Source organism: Rhodobacter capsulatus (assembly GCF_005144475.1).
Taxonomy (GTDB): domain Bacteria; phylum Pseudomonadota; class Alphaproteobacteria; order Rhodobacterales; family Rhodobacteraceae; genus Rhodobacter; species Rhodobacter capsulatus_C.
This window is the reverse complement of record NZ_SWJZ01000046.1, coordinates 1-23,801: the sequence shown is the minus strand read 5'-3', so window position 1 is coordinate 23,801 and position 23,801 is coordinate 1. Positions and strand designations below refer to the sequence as shown.

The following is a 23,801-nucleotide window of genomic DNA, read 5'->3' as shown; positions in this document are numbered from 1 at the left end:
GGATACAGTCCACCCGCCGGAATCGCGCCGCTCAACGCTTTGAACGGAAACATCGCTCCCGGGCGACCAGTGCTTCCTTGAAATCATCACTATCCCTCCTGAATCTTCCCGTTCTCAGGATAGTGCGCCACACAGATTGAGGCAGAGCCTATTTAATGGCAAAGCAGCCCCATTGATTTCGTTGACTTTCGTATGCCGCATCTCAGGGCTACGCGACAGCAGGCCAGGTCAGTGACTATACCGGAGCCGCCGCCCTGCTGGGCAGTCTGCCTGATGCCGAGTGGATGATCGCGGACCGGGGTTATGACGCCGACTGGTTCCGAGATGCGTTGAAAGACAAGGGGATACGCCCCTGCATCCCCGGTCGGAAGTCACGCGGCAAAGCTGTCCGCTACGACAAGCGGCGCTATCGCCGCCGCAACCGCATCGAGATCATGTTCGGTCGGCTGAAAGACTGGCGCAGGGTCGCAACCCGCTATGACAGATCCGCCAAGACCTTCCTATCCGCCGTCGCCCTCGCCGCAACAGTCATGTTCTGGCTGTGAAGATCAATGAGTCTGGAGCCTAGGCAATGTTGACAAATGGCAACGTCTGAAGCTGAAGCAGGCGATGTCGATTAAGCCGAAGAAATTATTACGGTTCTGTCGCATCCGGATCATAGGCAGCGCATGACAGCTCTCGATGTCTTCTTGGGCTTTATCAGTGGCATAGCCGATGTTGCGACCAAAACGGGATGTATCGTCAGGTTATCGGTGCGGGCCTGCTGCATGTCTTTAGCCGTTGCAGGCAGAATGATCGCCTCTGGCATCTCTCATACGCGACATGCGTTTGCCCACGAACGCAGGCTACCATCCTTGTCAGTGTCGACAAGGATGGTAGCTGAGTTACTGGCGTGGGGCACCATCAGCTCACAGGCCTAAATGCGACAGCAACCAGAAAGACATGTCAGACCTTGTCCAATTGGGTGGCTGAGCGTCACCGCAGTTCACGGCCTCAGCAGCACTTTGCCCTTCTTGCCCGGCGCAAGGGAGGCCTTGACGGCATCGGTGATTTGCTCAAACGCAAACACCGCCTCGACCGGCAGGTCCAGTTCGCCTGTGGCGACAAGGCGTAGCAGCTCGCCGATCAGACGGATTTTCGTGTCGGTCGGCATGGCCTCGCTGACCTTGGAGCCCCAAAATCCCTTCACCACAGCCTGCTTGAAGATCAGGTCGCCCGAGGCGATCTGCATCGGTTCCCCGTTCATCGTGCCGAAGGACACCAGCAGCCCGTTTTCACCAAGAAGCGACAGCAGGTCTTTGCTGGCCGTGCCGCCGATGGAATCCACCGCCGCGCGAATGGATGCACCGCCGGTGATCGCCCGCACGCGGTCCTGCCAGCCCTCGGTCGCTGTTGAGACAGCATTGCCGATTCCAACTGCGGAAAGTTCGTCGACCCCGGCATCGCGGCGCACAAGGTTGACGACATGCACACCGCGCGCCGTGGCCAACCTTGCCAGAATCTTGCCAACCGCGCCATTTGCGGTGTTCTGGATCACCCAGTCCCCGCTTTTGACGTCAAGAAATTCCAGCAACGAGATTGCGCTGAACGGCATGGCGATAAGCTGCGCAGCCGCTTCGTCTGAAATGGCGTCCGGGACAGGAACCAGTGCGGTGGCAGGTGCCACAAAATACTCCGCCCAAGCGCCATGAACGCCCGCGACCGCGACCCGCTGCCCAACTGTCACGCCCGTCACATCCGCGCCCAGGGCGTCGATGGTGCCGACCGCTTCCGAGCCGCCGATGGCAGGCAGCTCGGGCTTGTAGCCATAGCTGCCACGCACCGTCCAGAGGTCGTGATTGTGGATCGGCGACAGGATGGTCCTGATGCGTACCTGACCGGGACCGGGCTGCGGGATGGCGCTGTCCGACACGATCAGGACGTCGGCCGGTTCGCCAAACGTGGTGTGAATGTTGCCGCGCATGATGTTTCATTACACAGTGGTGACGTGCAGGCGCACATCGATGTTATTACGTGTCGCATTGGAATAGGGGCAGACCTGATGCGTCGCCTCGACCAGGTCGCGCGCCGTGGCCTCATCCAGACCGGAGAGTTTAACATGGATGTCGATGTCCAGCTTGAACCCGCCATCCGGCAGTTGGCCGATACCGACTTCGGCTGATGTTTTGCTGCCGCTCAGTGCCAGTTTTCGAACCTGGGCGACATGGTGCAATGCGCTGTCAAAACAGGCAGCATACCCCATGGCGAAGAGCTGTTCCGGGTTCGCGCCCGGCTTGCCGGAGTTCGGCGCCGTCAGGTCGAGCGCAAGGCTGCCGTCATCCAGCGCCGTGTGGCCCGAGCGGCCACCGATGGCCGTGGCGCGTGTTTTGTAGAAAATCTTCATTATGCCGTTCCTTTCGTCTGCAAAGTAGGATCTGCCGGACAAGCCAGAAGCTGTTTCGTGGCGACCATGGCCCGCTGCATCGGCATGTGGCTACGGGTCAGCTTGGCAAGCAGCGCGGCACCAAGCCACATCTGGTAAAGAACCTGCGCCAAAGCCTCTGGTTCCGGTCCAGGTGGAAGCGAACCATCGTCCCGCGCCTCGACGATCAGAGTGGTGATGCGATGCAACACTCGTTCGATGCCATCGCTGAGGGCCATCCGCATGGCTTCAGACAGGTCGGCAACCTCGGCCGACAGCTTGACGGCAAGGCAGTCTTCCGCCCATCCGCGCCCTGCGGTCTCTCCCGCATCTGGATCGAGCCACGCTTGCCAGTAGCGTAGCAGCCGCTGACGTCCATTTTCGGCTTCAATGGCAAGCAACTGGTCAAGCCGGTCGCCGTACTCTGTAACGTAGTCGTCCAAAAGCGCGCAACCGAACGCCTCCTTGGACGCGAAGTAGTGATAGAACGAGCCTTTTGGCACACCAGACCCCTTCAGGATTTCCTGAAGACCGAGTGCGGAAAAGCCCTTGCTCAGGACAAGCCTGTAGCCGGTGTCGAGAAGATTCTGCCGTGTGGCTTCAGCTTTGGATGTCAGTGTCATACAAGGGATATAGGCGTTAATAGACCAGTCGTCTAGTTTCCCTTAATCTTTTTTCAGGCCAGTGTTGAGCGAATTGGCAGCAGGCTGATCGGCTTGCAGTTACCCATAAGTGGTGCGGCGAATTGATTCACCCACCCACTTGGCCTTGCCTGAGCACAAGCGATCATGATTCGTCATGTGGCACCGAATAATCGAGGTGCAGGCATGGGGCAGAGTTGGGTGGAAACGGAAACGTCAGGATGCGATCTGGGCGATGCCCGGTTGAACCGGCGCCTGGGAGCAATGCGTGAGGCTCTCGGGGACCGCCCTGGCAAATCTCTGCCCACGGCGTTTCAGGACTGGTCGAACACTAAGGCCGCCTACCGCTTCTTCTCCAACGGAAATGTCAGTGAAGACAAGATCCTTGAGGGCCATTTTGCCGCCTCTGCCCTGCGTATCAAGGCAACCGACGGTCCTGTCCTGATCCTGCAGGACACCACAGAATTTTCGTTCAAACGCGCCTCGCCGGAGAAGATCGGGTTTACGAAAGTGTCGACCGGCCGCAAGCTCAAGGAAGGCCGCTACCAGAAGCACGCGATCTGTGGGCTCCTGATGCATGCAAGTCTGGCGATCACACCAGATGGCTTGCCGCTCGGGCTGACAGCGGCCAAGTTCTGGTCGCGTTCAAAATTTAAGGGGGCCGCAGCGCTCAAACGCAAGATCAACCCGACCCGCGTCCTGAATAGCCCCATGTTTCGTGGACGCCTTCTTTGCTAACTGTGAGGCAAGGAGGCCATGATGGGCACAGGCAACTTCAGCGACGATTTCAAGCGTGATGCGGTCGCGCAGATCACCGAACGGGGCTACCCGATCAAAGAGGTGTCGGAACGGTTGGGGGTGAGTTTGCACTCGCTCTATGCCTGGAAGCGCAAGTTTGCGAAGGCGACCTCGGGCGATGCCGATAAAGATGCTGAGATCCGGCGGCTGAAGCGGGAACTGGCGCGGGTGTCCGAGGAGCGTGACATCCTAAAAAAGGCCACCGCGTATTTCGCCAGGGATGCAAAGTGAGATACGCGTTCGTGGCCGAGCATCGGGGGCAGTTTTCGGTGCGGGCCATGTGCCGGTGCCTGCGCATCCAACCGAGCGGGTTCTATGCTTGGCTACAGGCACCGCTGAGCAAGAGGGCATACGAAGACAAGCGCCAGACAGAATTGCTGCAGAAAGCTTGGGCTGAGAGCGGCAAGGTCTATGGTTACCGCAAGCTGCACGATGATCTGGTCGAACAGGGCGAAAACATCTGTCCGAACCGGGTCGCCCGATTGACCCAGATTGCAGGGATCAAGGCACAGATCGGCTACAAGCGCCGCCCCGGCAGCTATGGCGGCAAGCCCTCGGTCATCGTCGACAACACCCTTGATCGGCAGTTCGATGTCGAGACGGCGGACAGGGTTTGGGTGACCGACATTACCTACATCCGGACGCAAGAGGGCTTCGCCTATCTGGCGGTGGTCATCGACCTCTATTCCCGGCGTGTGATCGGCTGGTCAATGCAAAGCAGGCAAACGACAGATCTCGTCTTGCAGGCCTTGCTCATGGCGGTCTGGCGTCGCAAGCCAAAGAGAAAGGTGCTGATCCACTCCGATAGGGCAGCCAGTTCACAAGCATGGACTGGACGGCCTTCCTGCGTAGCCACAATCTTGAGCATTCGATGAGCCGCCGCGGGAATTGCCATGACAACGCTGTCGCCGAGAGCTTCTTCAACCTGCTCAAGCGCGAACGGATCAGGCGCAGAACCTACCGGACACGCGAAGAGGCAAGGCAGGATGTGTTCGATTACATCGAAATGTTCTACAATCCCAAGCGCAAGCATGCGAGGAACGGGATGCTGTCGCCTGCGGAGTTCGAACGGCGGCAGGTGATGAAACACGAAAGTGTCTAGAAAACCCGGGGCTATTCATTGTCCCCGGCGCGGGCCGGGCGTAGTCTGGCCCTCAGTCGAATGTCAGGGACCGAACCGATGAAACCTGCCCAAGCGCCCCGCCGATCCCTTCTGCCGCTGCTGGTCCTGGCCGTTCTGGCCGGGCTGGTCATCGGTGCCGTCTGGTGGGCGACGCGCCCCGGCCCCCTGCTGATCCAGGGCGAGGTCGCGGCCCCGCGGGTCGATGTCTCGGCCCGCACCTCGGGCCGGGTCACGCGGATCGAGGCCGATCTGGGCCAGCGGGTCGAGGGCGGCCAGCTGCTGGCCGAACTGTCGAACCCGCAGCTGGTCACCGCCCATGCCGCCGCAGCATCAGGGCTGGAGGTCGCCCGCGCCTCGGAGGCCGCGGCCGGCGCCACCCGCCCCGAGGTGATCCGCGCCCGCGAGGCCGAGCTGGCCGCGGCCCAGGCCGATCTGCGCCTGGCCGAGGAGCAGCTGGGCCGCGACACGGGCCTGTCGCAGCAGGGCCTGCGCCCGCAGGCGGCGCTGGACCAGTCGACGCGCAACCTCGACGCCGCCGCAGGCCGGGTCGAGGCCGCCGAGGCGCAGCTGGACCTGGCCCGGGCCGGGGCCTCGCCCGAGGAACGCGAGGTCGCCGCGGCCCAGGTCGCCCAGGCCGAGGCCGCGCTGGCCCAACGCCAGGCCGATCTGGACGAATTGCGGATCTTCGCGCCCATGTCGGGCGAGATCTCTGGCCGCACGATCGAGCTGGGCGAGAATGTCGGCCCGGGCGCGCCGCTGTTCACCATCGTCGATCTGGACCAGGCCTGGTTCACCTTCAACCTGCGCGAGGACCTGCTGGCGGGGCTGGCGATGGGCGACCGGCTGACCATCCGCATCCCCGCGCTGGACACGGAGACCGAGGCCGAGATCACCCTGATCAACGTGCAGGGCCAGTTCGCCAGCTGGCGCGCCACCCGCGCGACGGGCGATTTCGACCTGCGCAGCTTTGAGCTGCGGGCCCGCCCCGTCGCGCCGCTGGAGGGCCTGCGCCCCGGCATGTCCGCGCTGATCCAGCTGGACCGCTAGGGCCATGCTGGCCGTCATGGCGCGCGAGATCCGCCTGCTGCCGCGCCGCCCGGCGCTGGCGGGGCTGGTGATCGTGCTGCCGCTGATCATGCTGCTGGTCCTGGGCGGCATCTTTCGCGCAGGCATTCCCACGGGCATGGCGGTGGCGGTGATCGACCTGGACCGGTCGGACCTGTCGCGGGCGGTCACGCGGATGCTGGACGCGGCGCCCGAACTGACCGTGACCCATCGCGCATCAGACCTGTCCGAGGCGCGGTCGCTGATCGTGTCCGGTGCGGTGCGCGGCGCGGTGCTGATGCCCCAGAACCTGGAACGCGACATCACCCGGGGCGCGCGCCCCGAGATCGTCACCTTCTACGACAACCAGCACATGAGCGCCGGATCGCTGGTCGCCCGCGGCGCCCGCAATGCCATCGACACGGCGCTGGCGGGCCTGCGCCTGTCGGTGCGCCAGGGTCAGGGAGAGGCGCCCGTGCAGGCCATGGTCGCGCTGCAGCCCATCCCGATGCAGGCCCATGCGCTGTTCAACCCGGCCTTTGATTATGTGCATTTCCTGCTGGCCGCGCTGATCCCCACGGTCCTGCAGATCATCGCCGCCGCCGCGACCGCCTATGCCGTGTCGCTGGATTTCGGCCCGGGGCGGCATCCGCGCGTGCTGATGCGGATGGCGGGCGGCATCCTGCCCGCGATGCTGGGCAAGATCCTGCCCTATACGGTCGTCTTCCTGCTGCTCCTGGGCCTGTCGGATGTGGCGCTGTATGGCTGGCTGGCGGTGCCGCTGCGCGGGTCGCTGTGGCTGATGGCCCTGGGCGCGGTGCTGTTCGTGCTGGCGTCGCAGATGATCGGGGCGCTGGCCTTTGTGCTGACCCGCGACATGGGCCGGGCGGCCAGCATGATCGCGCTGATCACCGCGCCGGCCTTCGGATTCATGGGCCTGGGTTTCCAGCGTGAGGCGATGTCGACCCTGGCCCAGGCCTGGGGCGCGGCCATTCCCGGCACCTGGTATGTGCAGCTGCGCATCGACCAGTCGCTGCGCGCGACGCCCCTGGACATATCCGCCATGTCGGTCCTGTGGCTGGCGGTGATCGCGGGCGTTCTGGCGGCGCTGATCCTGGCGCAGCTGTCGCGCCTGGCCCGTCAGGAGGCCGCGCCATGAGCGCGCTTGCCACCGCCTTTCGGGCGGAACTGGCCGCCGTGCTGGGCGACAAACAGGTGCGGATGATCGTGCTGCTGGCGCTGATCCTTTATGCGGTGATCTATCCGCTGCCCTATCGGGCCGAACTGCTGCGTGACGTGCCGGTGGTGCTGGTCGATCAGGACGGCTCGACCGCATCGGCCGATCTGGCGCGGCGAGTGGACGCGTCGGAGGCGGTCGCCCTGACCCACCACGCCCCCGACATGGCCGAGGCCACGCGGCTGGTCCATGAACGCCGCGCCTATGGCGTCATGCTGATCCCCGACGGGTTCGAACGCGCCCTGCTGCGCGGCGATCAGAGCCCCGTCGCGCTTTATGCCGATGCCAGCTATTTCCTGATGTATCAGCGCGTGATGCAGGGCGCCGCCGTCCCCCTGCGCCAGATGGGCGCCGAGGTCGAGGCCGGGCGCCTGATCGCCCAAGGCACGCCCCGCGCCGTGGCCACCGCCCAGGTCAGCCCCGCGAACCAGATCGAGGTGCCGCTGTTCAACCCCGCGGCGGGCTACGCGACCTATGTGCTGCCCGCGGCCTTCGTGCTGATCCTGCAGCAGACGATGATGATGGGGCTGGCCTTGGCTGCGACCCGGCGCGGGCCGCTGCCCGGCCATCCGGTCTGGCGGCTGCTGGGCCGGGCGGGGGCGTGGCTGGCCATCTGGGCGGGGCTGCTGCCGGTCTATCTGATCGTGCTGCCGGTGCTCTATGGCCTGCCGATCCTGGGCGGGCCGGGGGCGCTGATGATGCTGGGCCTGCCCTTCCTGCTGGCGGCCGGGTTTCTGGCGCAGCTGGTCGCGGCGCTGTTCCGGCGGGGCGAGGTCGTGCAGGTCGTGCTGCTGGCGCTCGGGATGCCGTTCTTCTTCCTGTCGGGCTTCGCTTGGCCGGTCGAGGCGATCCCGGCCCATCTCAACGCGCTGGCGCAGCTGATCCCGTCGACGGCGGCCATCGACGGGCTGGTGCGGGTCACGCAGATGGGCGCGACCCTGCCCGAGATCGCGCCCATCCTGTGGCATCTGTGGGCCTTGGTCGCGGGGCTGGGCCTCGTGGTGCTGGCGGTCGAGACGGTCAGCCCGTCACGGCCAGCAGCGCCAGATAGAGGACCGACGGCCCCATCAGACAGCCCAGCCCGGTGAAGAAGGTCGCCGTCATCGCGCCATAGGGCACCAGCCGCTTGTCGGTCGCGGCCAGCCCCCCGGCCACGCCGCTGGTCGTGCCCATCAGCCCGCCATAGGCCATGGCCGATTTCGGGTTGTTCAGCCCGATCAGCGGCGCGACCAGCGGCGTGCCGATCATCACCAGCACCGCCTTCAGCAGCCCCGCAGCGACCGACAGGGCGATGACCTCGGAACTGGCGCCCAAGGCGGTGCCGGTCACCGGACCCACGATATAGGTCGCCGCACCCCCGCCGATCGTCGCCATGCTGACCGCATCGGTATAGCCGAAGGCCGCCGCGATCGCCGCGCCCACCGCGAAGGACACCACGATCCCCAAGGCCAGCGCGCTGACCCCCGCCGCGCCGGCCTTGCGGATCTCGCGCATGTCGACGCCGTAAGCGGTCGAGACGATGGCCAGGTCGCGCAGCATCGCGCCCCCCATCAGCCCGATCCCGGTGAACAGCGGCACATCCGCCAGCCCGCGGCTGCCCCCGGTCATCATGCCGCCGATCCAGGCCAGGATCAGACCGATGATGATGGCCACTGCCGATCCGTGCAGCCGACCCGCCGTCAGCCGGTCGGACAGCTGATAGGACAAGCCGCGTACGATGCGCGCATTGCCGCTGTGATCCGGCAGTTCGGTTGCCCGAGATTCACTGCGACTCTCGCAGTCCACGGGCGTGCAGTCCTGGCAGGCGAAATTTCGCGGTGACGAGGGATCGGGTGCCGCAACTCTGGCCAGAACGTATTCAGTCAGGGCAGTTCTAGGGTCAAAGCAGGTCAGCGAATTGCTCCAGGTCGGCAACAGTAGCGACCAGCCCTTGCTGCGTCAGGATCGCGAGATACTCGTCTACGCTTTTGGGAGGATTCTTGAGGCGCGCGCGAACTTTCCGCAGCGCAGAACAGACTAGACCGGGTGCGAGAGACAGTTGGTTCCGGAAGAAGTCGTCGGGGTGCTGGGTCTCGATACCGAAAGGCGCAAGTGCCTCTGTTGGGAAGTCCTTAAGGTTCTGAGTTACGATGGCGTCACAGCGCCCAACGATTGCCGCCGCCAGAACGTGCCGGTCGTCAGGGTCCGGCAGTGTCAGGGCCGGCACCAATGCCTCGTAGCCGGTGATCAGACAGTCGCGTGTGGCCCTGTCCATCAAATCGCGGGTTCGCTCCAGCGCGGCGCGGTCCCGATGAGGTTCATTGCGCAGAAGCGCATCAATCCATTCCCGATGGATGTCGGCCGTCCACTTGGCCTTGAAAAGGTCTGTGACCGCCAACTGCATCAGTGCATCGCGCATCGGCGCGGGATAAAGGACGTTCGCATCGAACAGGACCGTGTACTGGCTCATTTCGAGCGGTAGCCCATGTCCTGCTCTTGAGCGTCGGCGGCCAGTTGATCGAGCACAGCTTCACGCTCGGTATCGATCGCGGCCTTGTAGGACATCACGTCTTCCATACGGACGCGGCGATGCTTGCCGACCTTTCGATGCGGTATGGCACCATCCTCGAGCAGCTTGATCAGGAACGGACGCGAGACGTTCAGAACCTCAGCGGCCTGTACGGTCGAGAGTTCGGCGTTCTCGGGGATGATGGTGACACCCCGCCCCGCTGCCATCGCTTCGAGGATCTCCATAAGCAGCGATACGGCGCCCGCAGGAAGCTCGATCGGCTCCATCTGCTCGGAGTCCGTCACACGAAGCTTCAACGGCGCGCGCGCCTGGGCGAAGCGTGACAATGCCTGGCCAGAAACGCGCGCGATCGCTGAGTCCTGCGGCGTGGGTGGAAGATGTCGGTGTGCCAGCATGTTCATGGTGGTCTCCTCTCCGGTTTCTGTTCTCTACCACCATATATGAAATAAGTGCAACAAATGCATTTAGTGTTGGCGAGTTTCTGCGCGCCCTGCCGCGCGCTCGCGGTCATCGCTACTGCCAATTGGGCCGTCAACACCCGCTCTAACCTTCAGTTCGCAATGCACCACATTCTGAATCGCCCCTGTCCTGTCACCTCGCGGATCAGACCCCGCGCTTCCATCAATGCGAGGTTGCGCTGGACCGCGGCGCGGCCGCCGCCGGTAATGGCCGCGGCCATCGAAGCGGATAAAAGCGGCAACTCGGACAGTGCGGCGCGAAAGACCGGGGGCGTCCTGCCCGAAGCCGGCGTCTTCTTGGCCTCTGCCCGAGCGGTCCGGCCGTGCAGACCCTATTGCAAGCCGTTCACGCATCCTTGCTTGAAACCAAGATCGCAATGCACCTTGAGGCGCGCGGTGTCCTCCTCTGACCACCCTGTCGGCGCTGTGACCTGAACCCATGGCCCGATGTAATCCTGCGCATAATACGCATGCCCGTGGCCGGTCGGGGCACCGAAAGACAGCGCCAGGTCGAGCGCCAGCTGAAACTGCGTCACGACAGGCATGAACATGAAATGCTCTGACATGTCCTCTGCTGGCGGGTCCCGCACCCAGGGCGGTGCGCGCCACAGCGAACGCGGATCGTAAAAGACAACCGGGTCACTGGAATATTGCAGAAAAACGATGCGCATTCTCCCCCACGCAGCCTCGGCCTGCGACGCATCGGCGGTGTGTGAGGCATAACGGACCAGCGACCCGTTTCCGACATCCGGCAGGACCCAGGGCGTACCCGGGTTGCGATGGTTCTGGAAATAATTCCATAGGGTCGAGGGGAACGGCGGTCCGGCCCAGAACGCGCCGTTGATCGGATCGTCCAGCAAGCGGAACATGTTCGTAGCATGCATCGACGACCAGGCACCAAGGCTCAACCCGTGGACGTAAAAGCGGGGACGCGCGTCATCGGGCAGCGTACTCCAGTACCCGTGCACCACCTCCTGAAGAGCTGTCGCCTGTTCAAGGCCTGTATTCGTTTCAAGGATGAGCGCCAGCGGCGATTGCAGGTAGGAATACTGGGCCGCGACCGTGGCGATGTTTCCCCCATGCATATACTCGACGGGATCCTGCGAGCCCGGATCCATCCAGCCGGTGCCCGTGGGGCTGGCGACAATCAGAACCTCGCGTTCGAACGCTCCCTGCCGGATCAACTCGGCCAGGGCCAGTTCGGCTCTTTCCTGAGGCGTCTCGCCATTAGCGCGCCCGACATAGACCCGGATCGGATGGAGCGCAGGCCGACCGGTGAAGGCTGCGATATCATCGGCAGTCGGGCCAGATGTAATGAAATCCCGACCATATCTGCCTATGGCCGCCCAATCGATCAGCGATTCCGCACTTCCGGTCATGCGCGGATCGTCAGGACGGGGCGGAGCGTTCTGGAACAACTCCTGCGCTTTCTCGTAGCTTTCATCAAGCCCCGTCACCACATGATCCACGATACCCTCTCGGGTTACCACGAGCAGGATCACCGCGACCACGACAACACCCAGCACATTTGCGCGCCGTGCAGGCATCACGCGCAAAAGCCGGGAGCGGATCAGGCGGAAAAGTGAAGCGATGAGGCGGCCTGCTGCGTAGGCCATTGCGAAGGTCGCGAAAGCAAGGAACAGGATTGTTGCGAGATTGAGCGCGTCGACCTCCCCCATTCCCATCTTCATGCGGATGTCGTTCTGCCAGACCAGACTTGATCCGAGCACCCAGAGAAAAAACGCGATCAGCGGGACCGAGAGCAACGCGGTCAGCGCCTTTGCGGGTCGTCCTGAAAGAACGGGGAAATCCGCAGCCCGCCAGATCAGCCCGGCGATCTGCCCGATCAAGTATCCGATTGCCATGACAAGCCCGCCAAGGATGCCTTGCACCGTCGGACCACGCGGGATGAGCGAGGGAGTCAGGGAGGCAGCAAAAAACAACAGGCCGAGCAAAAGGCAGGGTATGGAGAACGGACCAATGATATTTGCGATATGCCGCCTGGCCATTCTTCCCTCGATCTGGCGTTGCCCCATGGGCTTCACAGCAGTTTTGCGACGCGGTCCGGGCAATCGCAAATGGCTCGTCTGAGCCGTCCGCCGCACAGGCTTCAGATAAAGGCCACGCGACGCATCGGCAACGACCTTTGCAGCGCCCAGGACATGTTGACAAAAGGGAATCACAGTCCGCTTTGTGAGTTCCTCTTGCCAGCGCGCCCCAGCGGCACCGGGACATCTGGCATGACCGGGAGAGTCCGGACGCTGGCGCGTCAGAAACTGCCGAATGCCGTGCCCGCAGCCACCAGCGCGACCAGAGCAATGACCGGGATCGCCACCGCGACCATGAAGATGTCCCGATAGGCTTCCCGGTGTGTAAGGCCACAGATCGTCAGCAAGGTGATCACTGCGCCATTGTGCGGCAGCGCGTCCAGCCCACCTGTCGCAACAGCGGTCACCCGGTGCAGAAGGTCGGGCGAAACTCCCGCAGCCTGGCCCATGGCCAGATAGGTCTCGCCCAAGGTCGATAGCGCGATCGACATGCCGCCCGAGGCCGATCCCGTCATCCCGGCCAGAAGACTGGTGCCGACCGCCAGCGAGATCAGAGGGTTATCCCCGCCCACCGTCACGACCCAATCGCGGATCAGTCCAAAGGCCGATAGCGAGGCGATCACGGCACCGAAGCCCACAAGGCTTGCGGTGTTGAAGATCGGCTTCAAAGCATCCCTGGCGCCGTCGTCCAGCGTCGCGGACAGTCCCGTCGCCAGACGCCGCCAGTTCATGGTGACCAGCGCCAGAGAGGCCAGGGTCAGAGCGGCGATGATCGACCACACTCCACGCAGCGCACCAGCGTCGGTTGCGCCGTATTCGGGCAGCGCCAGATAGCGGGTGTCCATTGCCGGGATCACAAGGAAGGTGAAGGCAAGGTTCAACGCAAGCACAAGCACCAGCGGCAAAGCCGCCACCGATAGACTGGGGGCTGCACCGGAGCTGCGCCCGATGTCGTTGCGGCCCGGTTCCCCATACCCCGGACCGAGCACGCGCGCGCGGTATTGCAGCCAGCCCCAGCCCAGTCCCAGCATCAGCGCCCCAGTGATCAACCCCAACCCCGGCGCGGCAAAGGGCGTGGTGCCGAAATAGGGCATCGGGATCGCGTTCTGGATGGCGGGCGTGCCCGGCAGTGCCGTCATGGTAAAGGTGAACGCCCCCAGGGCAATGGTCGCCGGGATCAGGACCTTGGGGAGATCAGCCTCACGAAACAGTGCCGATGCGATGGGCCAGACGGCGAAGGCCACGACAAACAGCGACACCCCGCCATAGGTCATCGCCGCACAGGACAGGATCACCGCAAGGATTGCCCGGGCCGGCCCCAGCCCGCGAATGATGCCATTGGCCAGAACCTGCGCCGAGCCGGACGCCTCCATCAGTTTGCCGAACACCGCACCCAGCAGGAACAGCGGGAAATACTGGATGATGAAGCCGCCGGTGGCCTGCATGAACACCTGCGTATAGCTGGCCAGCAACGGGCCACCTTCGGCCAAAAGCACCGCCAGCATCGCCATCGCCGGAGCCAGCAACAGCAAGCTCAGCCCGCGATAGGCGAGAAACATCAGGCATCCGAGGGCCAGAAGGATGACAAGGATGCCCATCATCGCCTAGAACCCCCGGCTCGCCGTGGTCTGCGGGTCATCGAAGAATGCCGCCAGGTCGAACGAGGACTCCTTGCCGATCTTGTCGAAATGGGCGGCCAGCCATGTGTCGGCCCAGCTGCGCCCGCGTTCGAAAAGCAGCTTCAGATAGGACCATTCCGCGTTCATCTTGCTGGAGGCGGCCAGATCCTGCACCTCGGCGTCTGTGTGGATCAGGTGGATATGGGTCTGCCCCGCCGCGCCAAGGTCGATCCCTTTGGCCCGCACGATCTCTTGCATCAGCGCGATGGCACGCAACTCCTTGATCAGCGCGGTATTGAAGCTGATCTCGTTGACACGGTTGATGATCTCGCGGGCCGAGGTCGGGGTGTCGTGGCGCACGATCGGGTTGATCTGGACGATCACGATGTCGGGGCTTGCGGGGCTGACCACCAGCGGCATCAGCGCGGGATTGGCGCTGTAACCCCCATCCCAATAGGGTTCGCCGTCGATCACAACCGCCGGATAGATCTGCGGCAGGCAGGCCGAGGCCATCACCGCGTCCAGCGTCACGTCCCCGCGCGAAAAGATGCGCGAACGCCCGGAGCGGACATGCGTGGAGGTGACATGCACCGAAATCGCCTTGCATCGGTTCACGTTGCCGAAGTCCACCTGTCGGTCCACAAGGTCGCGCAGCGGATTCAGGTTCAGCGGGTTCAGCTGATAAGGCGACATCACGCGGCTCAGGCTTTCAAAGAACAGATAGCCCGGAGACGCATCCAGGCTGAAACGCCCCAGCATCCGGTCAAGCGGGCTGCGCTGCAAAGGCGAGGCCAGCGCCGCCTGGCTGATTGCCCGCCAGAAACCTTCAAGGGCTGCGCGCGCGCCCTCGCGCCCGCCGCGCTCGAATCCATCCGCCAGCACAACGGCATTCATCGCCCCGGCACTTGTGCCACTGATTTCGGCGATCTCAAGCCTGTCGTCCTCCAGAAGCCGATCCAGAACCCCCCAGGTCAAGGCGCCATGCGATCCGCCGCCCTGAAGTGCCAGGTTGATCTTCTTGCAAGTGTTGACGTTGCCCATGCCATCTCCATGCTGCATTGCAGCAACATACTTGGAAAGGCGTGGCCCGGCAACGCTGACCCCAAGACAGGCGCACTTTGACGCAAGAATGTTGATTGCCACTGAGATTTGACCCGGCAACCGCCAAAATTGTCACTGAGATTTGACCCATGTGCAACCTGTTCCCGGCTTGAACCAGCTGGGGGCAAATGGAGTGATCGACATGGGATTTTTGAAGGTTATCAGGACATGGGCGCTGCGAGACAAGATGCCCATTCGCGAGATTGCGCGGCGCACAGGCATGGCGCGCAACACAATCAAGAAGTATTTGCGGGAGGGGATTGTTGAACCTACGTTTCAGACGCTGGATCGCCCTAGCAAGCTGGATTCATATGCCACTCAACTGACAGCATGGCTGGTGTCGGATCAGCACAAATCACGCAAAGAACGCCGGACGGCGAAGCTGATGCACGCCGATCTGGTGAAGTTGGGATATGACGGCTCCTATGAACGGGTTGCGGCCTTCGTTCGGGAATGGAAGGGCGAACGTCAGCGCGCTTATCAGACGACGGATCGTGGAACTTTCGTGCCGCTGGTGTTCGCACCGGGCGAAGCGTTCCAGTTCGACTGGAGCGAAGATTGGGCCTATGTCGGTGGCGAACGGATCAAGCTGCAGGTCGCGCATATCAAGCTGTCGCACAGCCGCGCCTTCCTGGTTCGGGCCTATCTGCTGCAAACGCATGAGATGCTGTTTGATGCCCATTGGCATGCCTTCCGCGTCTTCGAAGGCGTGCCCGGTCGCGGTATCTACGACAACATGAAGACGGCCGTCGACAAGGTCGGAATAGGCAAGAAGCGCGATGTGAATGCGCGGTTCACGGCGATGACCAGCCATTATGTATTTGACCCCGAGTTCTGCAATCCGGCGGCGGGCTGGGAGAAGGGACAGGTCGAGAAGAATGTCCGCGACGCGCGCCATCGCATGTGGCAGCTGATGCCAGCCTTTCCAGATCTGGATGCGCTGAATGCTTGGTTGGAAGACCGCTGCAAGCTGCTGTGGGCTGAGACGGCGCATGGCACGTTGTCTGGAAGCATTGCCGATGTTTGGGAGGCCGAGAAGCCTGCGCTGATGGCGCTCCCCACAATGTTCGATGGCTTTGTCGAGGAAAGAAAACGCGTCGCGCCGACATGCCTGATCAACTTTGATCGCACCCGTTATTCTGTGCCCGCCAGCTTTGCGAACCGGCCAGTGAGCCTGCGCATTTACCCCGAGCGGCTGGTGGTTGTCGCCGAGGGGCACGTGATTTGCACGCATGAGCGCATCATCGACCGGTCGCACCGCCAACCGGGGCGCGTTGTCTATGACTGGCGCCACTATCTGGCGGTGGTTCAGCGCAAACCTGGGGCGCTGCGCAATGGCGCCCCCTTCGTGGAAATGCCCGAACCCTTCCGCATGTTACAGGCGAAGATGCTGCGCCAGCCCGGCGGGGACCGAGAAATGGTCGATATCCTGTCCCTTGTGCTGCACCACGATGAACAGGCAGTGCTGTGCGCAGTGGAATTAGCCCTAGGGGCGGGCGTGCCGACAAAAACCCATGTGCTGAACCTGCTCCACAGGCTGCTCGATGGCAAACCAACCGACCAGCCAGACGTGAACCCTCCTGCAGCCTTGTCTTTGAGCAAGGAGCCCGAGGCCAATGTCGCGCGCTATGATGGGCTGCGCACCTGGAAAGGAACCCGTCATGCGTCATGATCCCGCGGGCGCTGCGCTGATCATTATGTTGCGCAGCCTGAAGATGCCGGGCATGGCGCTGGCTGTGCAGGATCTGCATGAGCAAGGTTCACCCGCATTTGAAGCCGCCATGCCGATCCTGTCGCAGCTTCTCAAGGCGGAAATGGCCGAGCGTGAGGTGCGTTCGACCGCCTACCACATGAAAGCCGCCCGCTTCCCGGCCTACAAGGACTTGTCCGCCTTCGACTTCAGCGCAAGCGAGATCCGTGAAGCTCTGGTCCGTCAGCTCCATCGTTGCGAGTTCCTCGATGCTGCTGAGAATGTGGTCCTGATCGGAGGGCCCGGCACTGGGAAAAGCCATGTTGCCACAGCCCTTGGCATCCAGGCCATCGAGCATCACCGCAAGCGCGTGCGCTTCTTCTCGACGGTCGAGCTGGTCAACGCGCTGGAGCAGGAAAAAGCCCAGGGCAAGGCCGGAAAGGTCGCCGAGGCACTGGTCAAAACCGACTTGGTGATCTTGGACGAGCTGGGATACCTGCCGTTCAGTGCCTCCGGCGGTGCATTACTCTTCCACCTTCTGAGCAAACTCTACGAACGCACCAGCGTCGTCATCACCACGAACCTGAGCTTCAGCGAATGGGCCAGCGTGTTCGGAGACGCCAAGATGACCACCGCCTTGCTCGATCGCCTCACCCATCGCTGCCACATTCTGGAGACCGGCAATGACAGCTATCGATTCAGAGCAAGTTCCGAAACGGCGAAAAAGAAACGAAAGGAGACAGCGGCATTGACCCCAACATGACGCGCAGAACATAACAACTGGATGGGTCAGATCTCGGCGACAATGCCGGGTCAAATCTCATTGGCAATCAACAACTTACAGCCCGCCGGAGCATGAACCAGGCACCGAGCACGCCACCAAGGCAGAGGCCGAAGACTGAGCATGCATCTGCGAGAGGCGTGAAAGGTTCTGACGCGAGCTTTGCACTGAGACCTTGTCAAAAAAGGGAAACGATAATGACCAACACCCAGAACACCCCCCCTGCCGGCGCCGAAGAGAGCCGCGCCCTTGATGCCGATGAACTGCAGATGGCGGATATGGCCCGCCACCCCGCGCTGGGGCAGCTCTCGGACCGGGAGCTTTCCGACCTGATCAGCCGCCTGCGCAGCCGCCGCAACCGGGCGCGCGACATTGCCGACCGGCAGGCGCGCGAAGCCCGCGCCAAAAGCGCCCCCGCCGGGGCCACGCCTGCCACCGGCAATGCCGGAACGCTCAGCAAGCATGACTATCTGGGCGCCGCACTGGAGCGCGCGATGGCCGAGCGTGCTGCGCGCGGTGGCGCGGCCGATGACAGCGCCGAGGGCGAAGGCGGCGACGCGCCCACCCAGCACGATCTGGCGCTGAAAGCGATGGCATTGAAAAAGGCAGGCGAGGACGGGCCGAACCCGATGATGGAAGATGGCAGCTCCTTGCACCCGAATGACCCGGATGCCGACGAAGGCAAAGGCCCGCTTTCGGACCGGGCCCGCCGCAAGGCCCCCTCGGGCGCGCTGGATCATGCCGGAGAGCTTCCGTCGCGTGAGCGGTCGCGCACGCGCTACTGAGCTCGAAACGCGGCGCGGCTCCTCATCGCGTGGACCGGGTGAGCAAATGACGGTCGATACGCTCATCATTGGGGAGGCGACGGCTGGTCTGCCTACCCTAGCCGTTGTGAATTGCTGGATAACGTTGGCCGGGCTTGCAAGAACCTTGGTGGTTTGGCGGACTGAGCAGGAAAGGGCTGATGACCATGGCACTACCCGAGGCACACAAAGGCATGAAGTCGGCCGGTCGCTATATCCTGATCGGCACGATCACGGCGGCGCCCCTGATCATTACCTGGATCATTCTGTCCCTTCTGTTCAATCAACTGGCGCGGGCCGGATTGCCGTGGGTCACGGGCATTGCCCGACGAATAGCGCCGGATCACCCGGTTCTGGCTGCATGGCTCCAGGACGACCGCCTGCTATCCGTCGTCGCGGCGCTTGTCGTCCTGGGGTTCCTGTGGCTTCTCGGCTGGGGTGCCAGCCGCGTCGTTGGCCAGAGGATGATCCTGATCTTCGAATGGTTCATTGGCCGTATTCCGTTCGTCGAGCGGGTTTACTGGGCGACGAAAAGGTTCCTGACCGTTGCGGGAAGCGCGAACGAAGGTGGAGACCAGCGCGTCGTCCTGATCGATTTTCCCTCACCCGAAATGAAGACCATCGGTTTGGTCACCCGCATCATGAAGGACGAAAGCACCGAGGAGGAACTGGCAGTGGTCTATGTGCCGACCTCGCCGAATCCAACGTCGGGCTATATCGAGATCGTTCCCGTCAACAAACTGACCTTCACCGACTGGACCTTTGATCAGGCGATGAGTTTTGTCATCACCGGCGGGTCCAATGCGCCAGACCGCATCGCCTACCATCGAAAGCCTACCGAAGCGGGAAAGGGATGAGGCAATCGGCAATCCTGCCTGGTCGGAAGGCCGATGGCGGCATACTTGATCGGAAATACGGGCGCAGATGTGACCAGCGTCTGGCTTCTGGCGGGCGCGACAAGTATCAAGAACAATCGGCAAGTGTTGTTTGGGATCTTCGAATTGAACAGCGGATCGGCATCGGTCACGACAGATCGCGACGACGGAGTGGTCTTTGTGCGTCTTGCTGGGCATTTCTCCCTCGTCGATCTGACTTCTCTGCATGGCACGTTGATGCAGGCTGCCGCGGCAGGACCGCTTACCGTTGATCTTTCCGGCGTGGAGCGGCTTGACACTGCTGCCGCATGGGCGATTGCCGATACCGGAAAGGTGGCGGAGTCCGCCGGGCATACCCTGCAGATTTCCGGTGCCGCCGAGCACGCCGCTGCGCTTGTCGAAACGGTCCGCAAGGCCTTGCCGAAGGTAGAATCCGCGAAAAGGCGGAAGTTCTCGCTGGCCGCCTGGCTGGATGATTTCGGCCGCTCTGTTGCCGCAGGCTGGACGTTTCTGACCCAGCTTCTGGGCTTTCTCGGGTTATTCCTCGCAAGACTTGGCAGGTCGCTTTTCCATCCGACCGAATTCCGCCTGACCGCGCTTGTTCATCATTGCCAGGAAGTCGGCGTCAAGGCCGTGCCGATCGTCGCCCTGATGGCATTTCTGATCGGCGTGGTGCTTGCGTTTCAGGGCTCGACACAGCTCAGGCAATTCGGGGCCGAGGTCTTTGTCGTCGATCTCATCGCTGTTTCGATCTTGCGCGAACTTGGCATCCTTCTCACCGCGATCATCGTGGCTGGCCGTACCGCTTCGGCCTTCACCGCAGCAATCGGGTCGATGAAGATGCGCGAAGAGATCGACGCGATGCGGACGCTGGGAATCGATCCCGCTGCTGCGCTGATCGTACCGCGTGTGCTGGCGCTGCTGCTGATGCTGCCGATCCTTGGCATGATTGCCAATGCAGCGGGCCTGTTGGGCGGCGGGTTGATGAGCTGGGTGGAGCTAGGCATATCGCCCGCCATGTTCCAGTCGAGGCTGATCGAAGGCACCGACGTGTCTCACCTGATGGTTGGCATGATCAAGGCCCCGTTCTTTGCGATCGTGATCGGCATCGTGGGGTGCCATGCCGGCATGCAGGTCGGCAACAACGCGGAATCTCTCGGCCAGAAGACCTCTGCCGCAGTCGTGACGGCAATCTTCTCCGTCATCGTGATTGACGCGTTGTTTTCCATCTTTTTCGCAGAGGTGGGGATATGACTGTACCCACGGACCGGGAGCCGGTGATCCGCCTGCGTGGGATCCGCAATCAGTTCGGCAGTCATGTGGTGCATGACGGGCTGGATCTGGATGTCTACCGAGGCGAAATCCTGGGGGTTGTCGGTGGGTCTGGAACCGGCAAGTCGGTGCTCTTGCGGTCCATCGCCGGATTGCAACGGCCAGCGGCCGGTGAGATCGAGGTGCTGGGAACCAATGTCCGCACGGCGACCGAGGCCGAGCGGGCCGCGCTGGAGCGGCGCTGGGGCGTGATGTTTCAGGATGGAGCCCTTTTTTCGTCGCTCAATGTTCGAGAAAATGTCGAGGTGCCGATGCGCTCGGTCGAAGGTCTGGATCCGGCCTTGCGCCAAGCCATGGCCGACCTCAAGATATCGATGTCGGGCCTGCCCTATCTGGCCGGAGACAAATACCCGTCGGAACTGTCAGGCGGGATGCGAAAGCGGGCCGGATTGGCGCGTGCCCTGGCATTGGACCCCGAAATCGTGTTTCTGGACGAACCTACCGCCGGGTTGGACCCGATTGGCGCGGCTGATTTCGATACGCTTATCCGCCAACTTAGCGATACGATGGGTTTGACCGTCTTTCTGGTGACGCATGATCTGGACACACTCCACGCAATCTGCGACCGGATCGCGGTGCTGGCGGAAAAGAAGGTCCTGGTAACCGGGACCATGGACGAGATGCTGAATATCGATCACCCATGGGTTCACGATTATTTCCATGGGCCACGCGCCCGGGCGGCACTGGCTGAAAAAAGTGAACGGAAGGGCAATTGAGCGAGTGGAAACCAAGGCAAACTATATTCTGATCGGTGCCTTCACGCTTGCTGGGATTTTGGGAATCCTTGGATTTTTCCTTTGGTTTGCGCAGTTCCAGCTTGATCGTCAGTTCAGCTATTATGACGTTGAATTCACGTCGGTTGCCGGGCTTGCTCAGGCCTCGGACGTGCGATTTGCAGGCTTGCCTGTCGGGCAGGTCGTTGATGTCCGCCTGTCGCCGAACGGCGATGGGACAGTGCGTGTCCAGCTGGAAATCGCCGCCGATGTTCCAATCCGCACAAGCTCTGTGGCGACCATCGAGTCGCAGGGCGTGACCGGCGTCTCGTTTGTTGGTATCAGCCCCGGAGAGCCTTCTGATCCCCTGTTGCGGGACGTCAGCCCGGACGACGTGCCCAAGATCGAAGCCGGTCGTTCAGTGCTGCAAAGCCTGACCGAGGATGCGCCGCAACTGGTCGAAGAAGCGCTACGGGTGATGCAGGATCTGTCAAACCTTGCCAGCGCTGAGAACATTCAGCGCATCAATAACATCCTGGCCAACGCGGAAACGGCCTCGGCAGGCCTTTCAAAGGCACTTGAGGATTTTTCAGTTGTCACGGAGTCGGTTGCAGCCTTTGCGGATGACATTTCAGCCTTCAACGGCATGCTGGAAGGCCTCACCGGGCGTGCCGAAAGCCTGTTCGAGACAGCTGAGGGCACTCTGAAGAACGTCGATGTCCTGATCGCGGATTCGGGGACGACGCTTGCCAGCGGAACCGCTGCATTGGACCAGGCTACGAGCACCCTTTCTTCGGCTGAACGTTACATGAATGATGAGCTGCTCCGAACGACAGACGAGGTGCGTCTTGGCATCGCCGAACTGCGGGTGCAGGTCGAACAGATCGGGACCGAAGCGCGCGGTCTTGTCGCCGAGTTCCGCAAAACCGGCGAAGCCGCCACCGCGCGACTGACCGAAGCCGAAGCCACCATCAAGGTCACCGATGCGATGATCGCCGACCTTACGGCGACGCTGGAGACGATCAACAAGGCCGCAGTCAATTTTGACTCTCTGGTGACCATCGACGGCGCCGCGCTGGTAGCCGAGGCCCGGACGGCACTGAAGCCAATTTCCGAAGCCGCCAATGCCGACCTTCCGGCACTGATGGCTGATATCCGGTCGGCCATGGAAACGGCCAACCAGACGATTGCCGACGTCAGCCAAAGCCTGACCGATGCCAGTGGCAAGGTCGATGGGCTGATGGACGACGCCAGTCTGGCCGTGACCGCGGTGACCGATACGTTCACGCGCGCAAATGATACACTGACCTCGATCAATTCGGCACTCGAGGTGGGCGAGCGCACACTTTCTGCCGCCGAGCGCACATTTGACGGTGCGGACAAGGTCATCAATACCGAAGTGGCCGCCATCACCGCTGATCTTCGCCAGACGATTGCCAATCTTGATCAGGCCATAGCGCAGGTCTCGGCCGATATCCCCGGCGTGACGGCCGATCTCAAGGCGGCAAGCGAGGCAGCGCGGCTGGCCTTTGACGAAGTGGCCCGCACCGCGACAGCATCTGGCGCGCCGATCACCGAATTCACCACGAGCGCACTTCCGCAATACACCCGTCTTGCAGGGGAAATGCGTGACCTGATCAATAACCTCGATCAGTTGACCAACCAGATCAGGCGCGATCCAGCCCGGTTCTTTATCGGCGGAACCAATACGCCCGCCTTCCGCCAGTAACGAAAGAGCACTGCCATGCCCCGCCTGACCTTGACCGTCCTGCTTGCATCTGCCTTCCTCTCTGGCTGCTCTGCGATTTCTGCGCTGAACAGCTCGGCGACGCCGCTGGAGAGCTATGACCTGCAAGCACCGCCCGAAGCGCCAGTCGCGCGCAGCAGTCTGACACGGCAGCTTGTGATCGAGGTTCCATCTGCCCCCGGCACCCTGATGACGGATCGGATCATGATCCGTCCGCGCCCCCTTCAGGCGCAATACCTGACCGACGGGCAATGGGCCTCGGAAACGCCCTTGATGATCCAGACCCTGATCGTCCGCACGATCGAGGACAGCAATGCCTTTCGCTACGTCGGGCGGCGGCCGCTTGGTGGCTCTGGCGACTATGCGCTGATTTCCGAACTGACCGACTTTCAGGCCGAAGCTGCACCAGACGGCAAAGGGGCCACTATCCGTGTGCGCCTGACGGCAAGGCTTGTTCAGGAAAGCGATGCATCCGTGATTTCCGTTCGCACATTCAATGCTGCGTTCCCGGTTGACACGACAGATACGATCGATGTGGTTGAAGGCTTCAGCAGTGCCACGCAAGTGATGCTGAAGGACTTGTCCGGTTGGGTTCTTGCATCTCTGGGCGTCAAGGCGCGTTGATCTGCCGAAAGACAGGACGGTAAGGTTGGATGCCGTCGCGTGGGGCCGTTCGACTGCCTGGGGTCATACAGCGCGCTAAAAGAGCGGCTGTCGCGTTGCCCTTAATTCGGCTCTGCCTCAATCTGTGTGGCGCACTATCCTGAGAACGGGAAGATTCAGGAGGGATAGTGGTGATTTCAAGGAAGCACTGGTCGCCCGGGAGCGATGTTTCCGTTCAAAGCGTTGAGCGGCGCGATTCCGGCGGGTGGACTGTATCC

The 23,801-nt window shown here is 62.4% G+C and carries 21 protein-coding genes and 3 pseudogenes; 14 read left to right on the top strand and 10 right to left on the bottom strand.

What is annotated here, in order from left to right; genetic code table 11:
* Positions 1 to 209: 209 nt before the first annotated feature.
* Positions 210 to 545: pseudogene (locus tag FBT96_RS11890) on the top strand (IS5 family transposase); the annotation flags it as partial.
* A gap of 440 nt (positions 546 to 985) precedes the next feature.
* On the opposite strand, the gene FBT96_RS11885 reads toward FBT96_RS11890, so the two are convergent.
* Genes FBT96_RS11885 through FBT96_RS11875 form a run of 3 tightly spaced genes read right to left on the bottom strand, consistent with a single transcriptional unit; the run spans position 986 to position 3,024 of the window.
* Positions 986 to 1,963 carry a zinc-binding dehydrogenase gene (locus FBT96_RS11885; RefSeq protein WP_036721204.1) on the bottom strand — a complete coding sequence of 326 codons (978 nt, stop codon included), beginning with the start codon at positions 1,961 to 1,963 and terminating at the stop codon, positions 986 to 988.
* A gap of 9 nt (positions 1,964 to 1,972) precedes the next feature.
* Positions 1,973 to 2,383 (bottom strand): organic hydroperoxide resistance protein, encoded by a 411-nt coding sequence (locus tag FBT96_RS11880; protein WP_036721207.1) that lies wholly within the window; start codon positions 2,381 to 2,383, stop codon positions 1,973 to 1,975.
* Complete coding sequence (locus FBT96_RS11875) at positions 2,383 to 3,024, bottom strand: TetR/AcrR family transcriptional regulator (protein WP_136906900.1); 642 nt, start codon at positions 3,022 to 3,024, stop codon at positions 2,383 to 2,385. The genes FBT96_RS11880 and FBT96_RS11875 overlap by 1 nt, the downstream gene beginning before the upstream one ends.
* A gap of 165 nt (positions 3,025 to 3,189) precedes the next feature.
* Between FBT96_RS11875 and FBT96_RS11870 the strand changes: the two genes are divergently transcribed.
* The 5 genes and pseudogenes from FBT96_RS11870 to FBT96_RS11850 all read left to right on the top strand — a co-directional run bounded on the left by FBT96_RS11870 (position 3,190) and on the right by FBT96_RS11850 (position 8,332).
* The gene (locus FBT96_RS11870; protein ID WP_249306459.1) at positions 3,190 to 3,780 is read left to right on the top strand and encodes an IS4/Tn5 family transposase DNA-binding protein; all 591 of its coding nucleotides are present in this window, start codon (positions 3,190 to 3,192) and stop codon (positions 3,778 to 3,780) included.
* Between the two features lie 21 nt (positions 3,781 to 3,801).
* A pseudogene (locus FBT96_RS11865) lies at positions 3,802 to 4,942 on the top strand (IS3 family transposase).
* Positions 4,943 to 5,020: 78 nt separating this feature from the next.
* Entirely contained in the window at positions 5,021 to 6,010 is a 990-nt protein-coding gene (locus tag FBT96_RS11860; protein WP_131389224.1) for an HlyD family secretion protein, read from the top strand.
* Positions 6,011 to 6,014: 4 nt separating this feature from the next.
* A complete protein-coding gene (locus FBT96_RS11855) occupies positions 6,015 to 7,166 on the top strand; it encodes an ABC transporter permease (RefSeq protein ID WP_136906898.1) in 1,152 nt (383 codons plus the stop codon).
* Entirely contained in the window at positions 7,163 to 8,332 is a 1,170-nt protein-coding gene (locus FBT96_RS11850; protein WP_136906896.1) for an ABC transporter permease, read from the top strand. Before FBT96_RS11855 ends, FBT96_RS11850 begins: the two co-directional genes overlap by 4 nt.
* Here FBT96_RS11850 and madM read toward each other — a convergent pair.
* From madM to FBT96_RS11815, 7 genes and pseudogenes are all read right to left on the bottom strand, one after another.
* Complete coding sequence (madM, locus tag FBT96_RS11845) at positions 8,265 to 8,951, bottom strand: malonate transporter subunit MadM (RefSeq protein ID WP_249306457.1); 687 nt, start codon at positions 8,949 to 8,951, stop codon at positions 8,265 to 8,267. The genes FBT96_RS11850 and madM overlap by 68 nt on opposite strands.
* Before the next feature lie 172 nt (positions 8,952 to 9,123).
* The gene (locus tag FBT96_RS11840) at positions 9,124 to 9,693 is read right to left on the bottom strand and encodes a PIN domain-containing protein (protein WP_136906894.1); all 570 of its coding nucleotides are present in this window, start codon (positions 9,691 to 9,693) and stop codon (positions 9,124 to 9,126) included.
* Positions 9,690 to 10,154: an excisionase family DNA-binding protein gene (locus FBT96_RS11835; RefSeq protein ID WP_136906892.1), complete on the bottom strand. Its 465-nt coding sequence runs from the start codon at positions 10,152 to 10,154 to the stop codon at positions 9,690 to 9,692. Before FBT96_RS11835 ends, FBT96_RS11840 begins: the two co-directional genes overlap by 4 nt.
* 149 nt (positions 10,155 to 10,303) lie before the next feature.
* Positions 10,304 to 10,528, bottom strand: a pseudogene (locus tag FBT96_RS21295) (hypothetical protein); the annotation flags it as partial.
* A 15-nt stretch (positions 10,529 to 10,543) separates the two neighbouring features.
* Positions 10,544 to 12,247: an alpha/beta hydrolase gene (locus FBT96_RS11825; RefSeq protein ID WP_249306455.1), complete on the bottom strand. Its 1,704-nt coding sequence runs from the start codon at positions 12,245 to 12,247 to the stop codon at positions 10,544 to 10,546.
* Between the two features lie 233 nt (positions 12,248 to 12,480).
* The gene (locus FBT96_RS11820) at positions 12,481 to 13,857 is read right to left on the bottom strand and encodes a GntP family permease (protein ID WP_212635385.1); all 1,377 of its coding nucleotides are present in this window, start codon (positions 13,855 to 13,857) and stop codon (positions 12,481 to 12,483) included.
* Positions 13,858 to 13,863: 6 nt separating this feature from the next.
* Positions 13,864 to 14,919 carry a patatin-like phospholipase family protein gene (locus tag FBT96_RS11815; protein WP_136906886.1) on the bottom strand — a complete coding sequence of 352 codons (1,056 nt, stop codon included), beginning with the start codon at positions 14,917 to 14,919 and terminating at the stop codon, positions 13,864 to 13,866.
* A 202-nt stretch (positions 14,920 to 15,121) separates the two neighbouring features.
* On the opposite strand from FBT96_RS11815, the gene istA reads away from it, so the two are divergent.
* The 8 genes from istA (at position 15,122) to FBT96_RS11775 (ending at position 23,544) form a co-directional block, all read left to right on the top strand.
* Positions 15,122 to 16,651 carry an IS21 family transposase gene (gene istA, locus FBT96_RS11810; RefSeq protein WP_136906904.1) on the top strand — a complete coding sequence of 510 codons (1,530 nt, stop codon included), beginning with the start codon at positions 15,122 to 15,124 and terminating at the stop codon, positions 16,649 to 16,651.
* Positions 16,641 to 17,432, top strand: coding sequence for an IS21-like element helper ATPase IstB (gene istB / locus FBT96_RS11805; RefSeq protein WP_136906884.1), 792 nt, complete (start codon positions 16,641 to 16,643; stop codon positions 17,430 to 17,432). The genes istA and istB overlap by 11 nt, the downstream gene beginning before the upstream one ends.
* A gap of 215 nt (positions 17,433 to 17,647) precedes the next feature.
* Positions 17,648 to 18,235, top strand: coding sequence for a hypothetical protein (locus tag FBT96_RS11800; protein WP_136906882.1), 588 nt, complete (start codon positions 17,648 to 17,650; stop codon positions 18,233 to 18,235).
* 179 nt (positions 18,236 to 18,414) lie between these two features.
* Positions 18,415 to 19,110 (top strand): DUF502 domain-containing protein, encoded by a 696-nt coding sequence (locus FBT96_RS11795; RefSeq protein WP_212635384.1) that lies wholly within the window; start codon positions 18,415 to 18,417, stop codon positions 19,108 to 19,110.
* A gap of 33 nt (positions 19,111 to 19,143) precedes the next feature.
* The gene (locus FBT96_RS11790; protein ID WP_136906880.1) at positions 19,144 to 20,382 is read left to right on the top strand and encodes an ABC transporter permease; all 1,239 of its coding nucleotides are present in this window, start codon (positions 19,144 to 19,146) and stop codon (positions 20,380 to 20,382) included.
* On the top strand, positions 20,379 to 21,176 hold the full coding sequence (locus FBT96_RS11785; protein WP_078542935.1) for an ABC transporter ATP-binding protein: 798 nt from the start codon (positions 20,379 to 20,381) through the stop codon (positions 21,174 to 21,176). Before FBT96_RS11790 ends, FBT96_RS11785 begins: the two co-directional genes overlap by 4 nt.
* Positions 21,121 to 22,902, top strand: a complete 1,782-nt coding sequence (locus FBT96_RS11780) for an MlaD family protein (protein ID WP_249306453.1) — start codon at positions 21,121 to 21,123, stop codon at positions 22,900 to 22,902. Before FBT96_RS11785 ends, FBT96_RS11780 begins: the two co-directional genes overlap by 56 nt.
* Positions 22,903 to 22,917: 15 nt before the next feature.
* The gene (locus FBT96_RS11775; protein WP_136906878.1) at positions 22,918 to 23,544 is read left to right on the top strand and encodes an ABC-type transport auxiliary lipoprotein family protein; all 627 of its coding nucleotides are present in this window, start codon (positions 22,918 to 22,920) and stop codon (positions 23,542 to 23,544) included.
* Positions 23,545 to 23,801 lie beyond the last annotated feature (257 nt).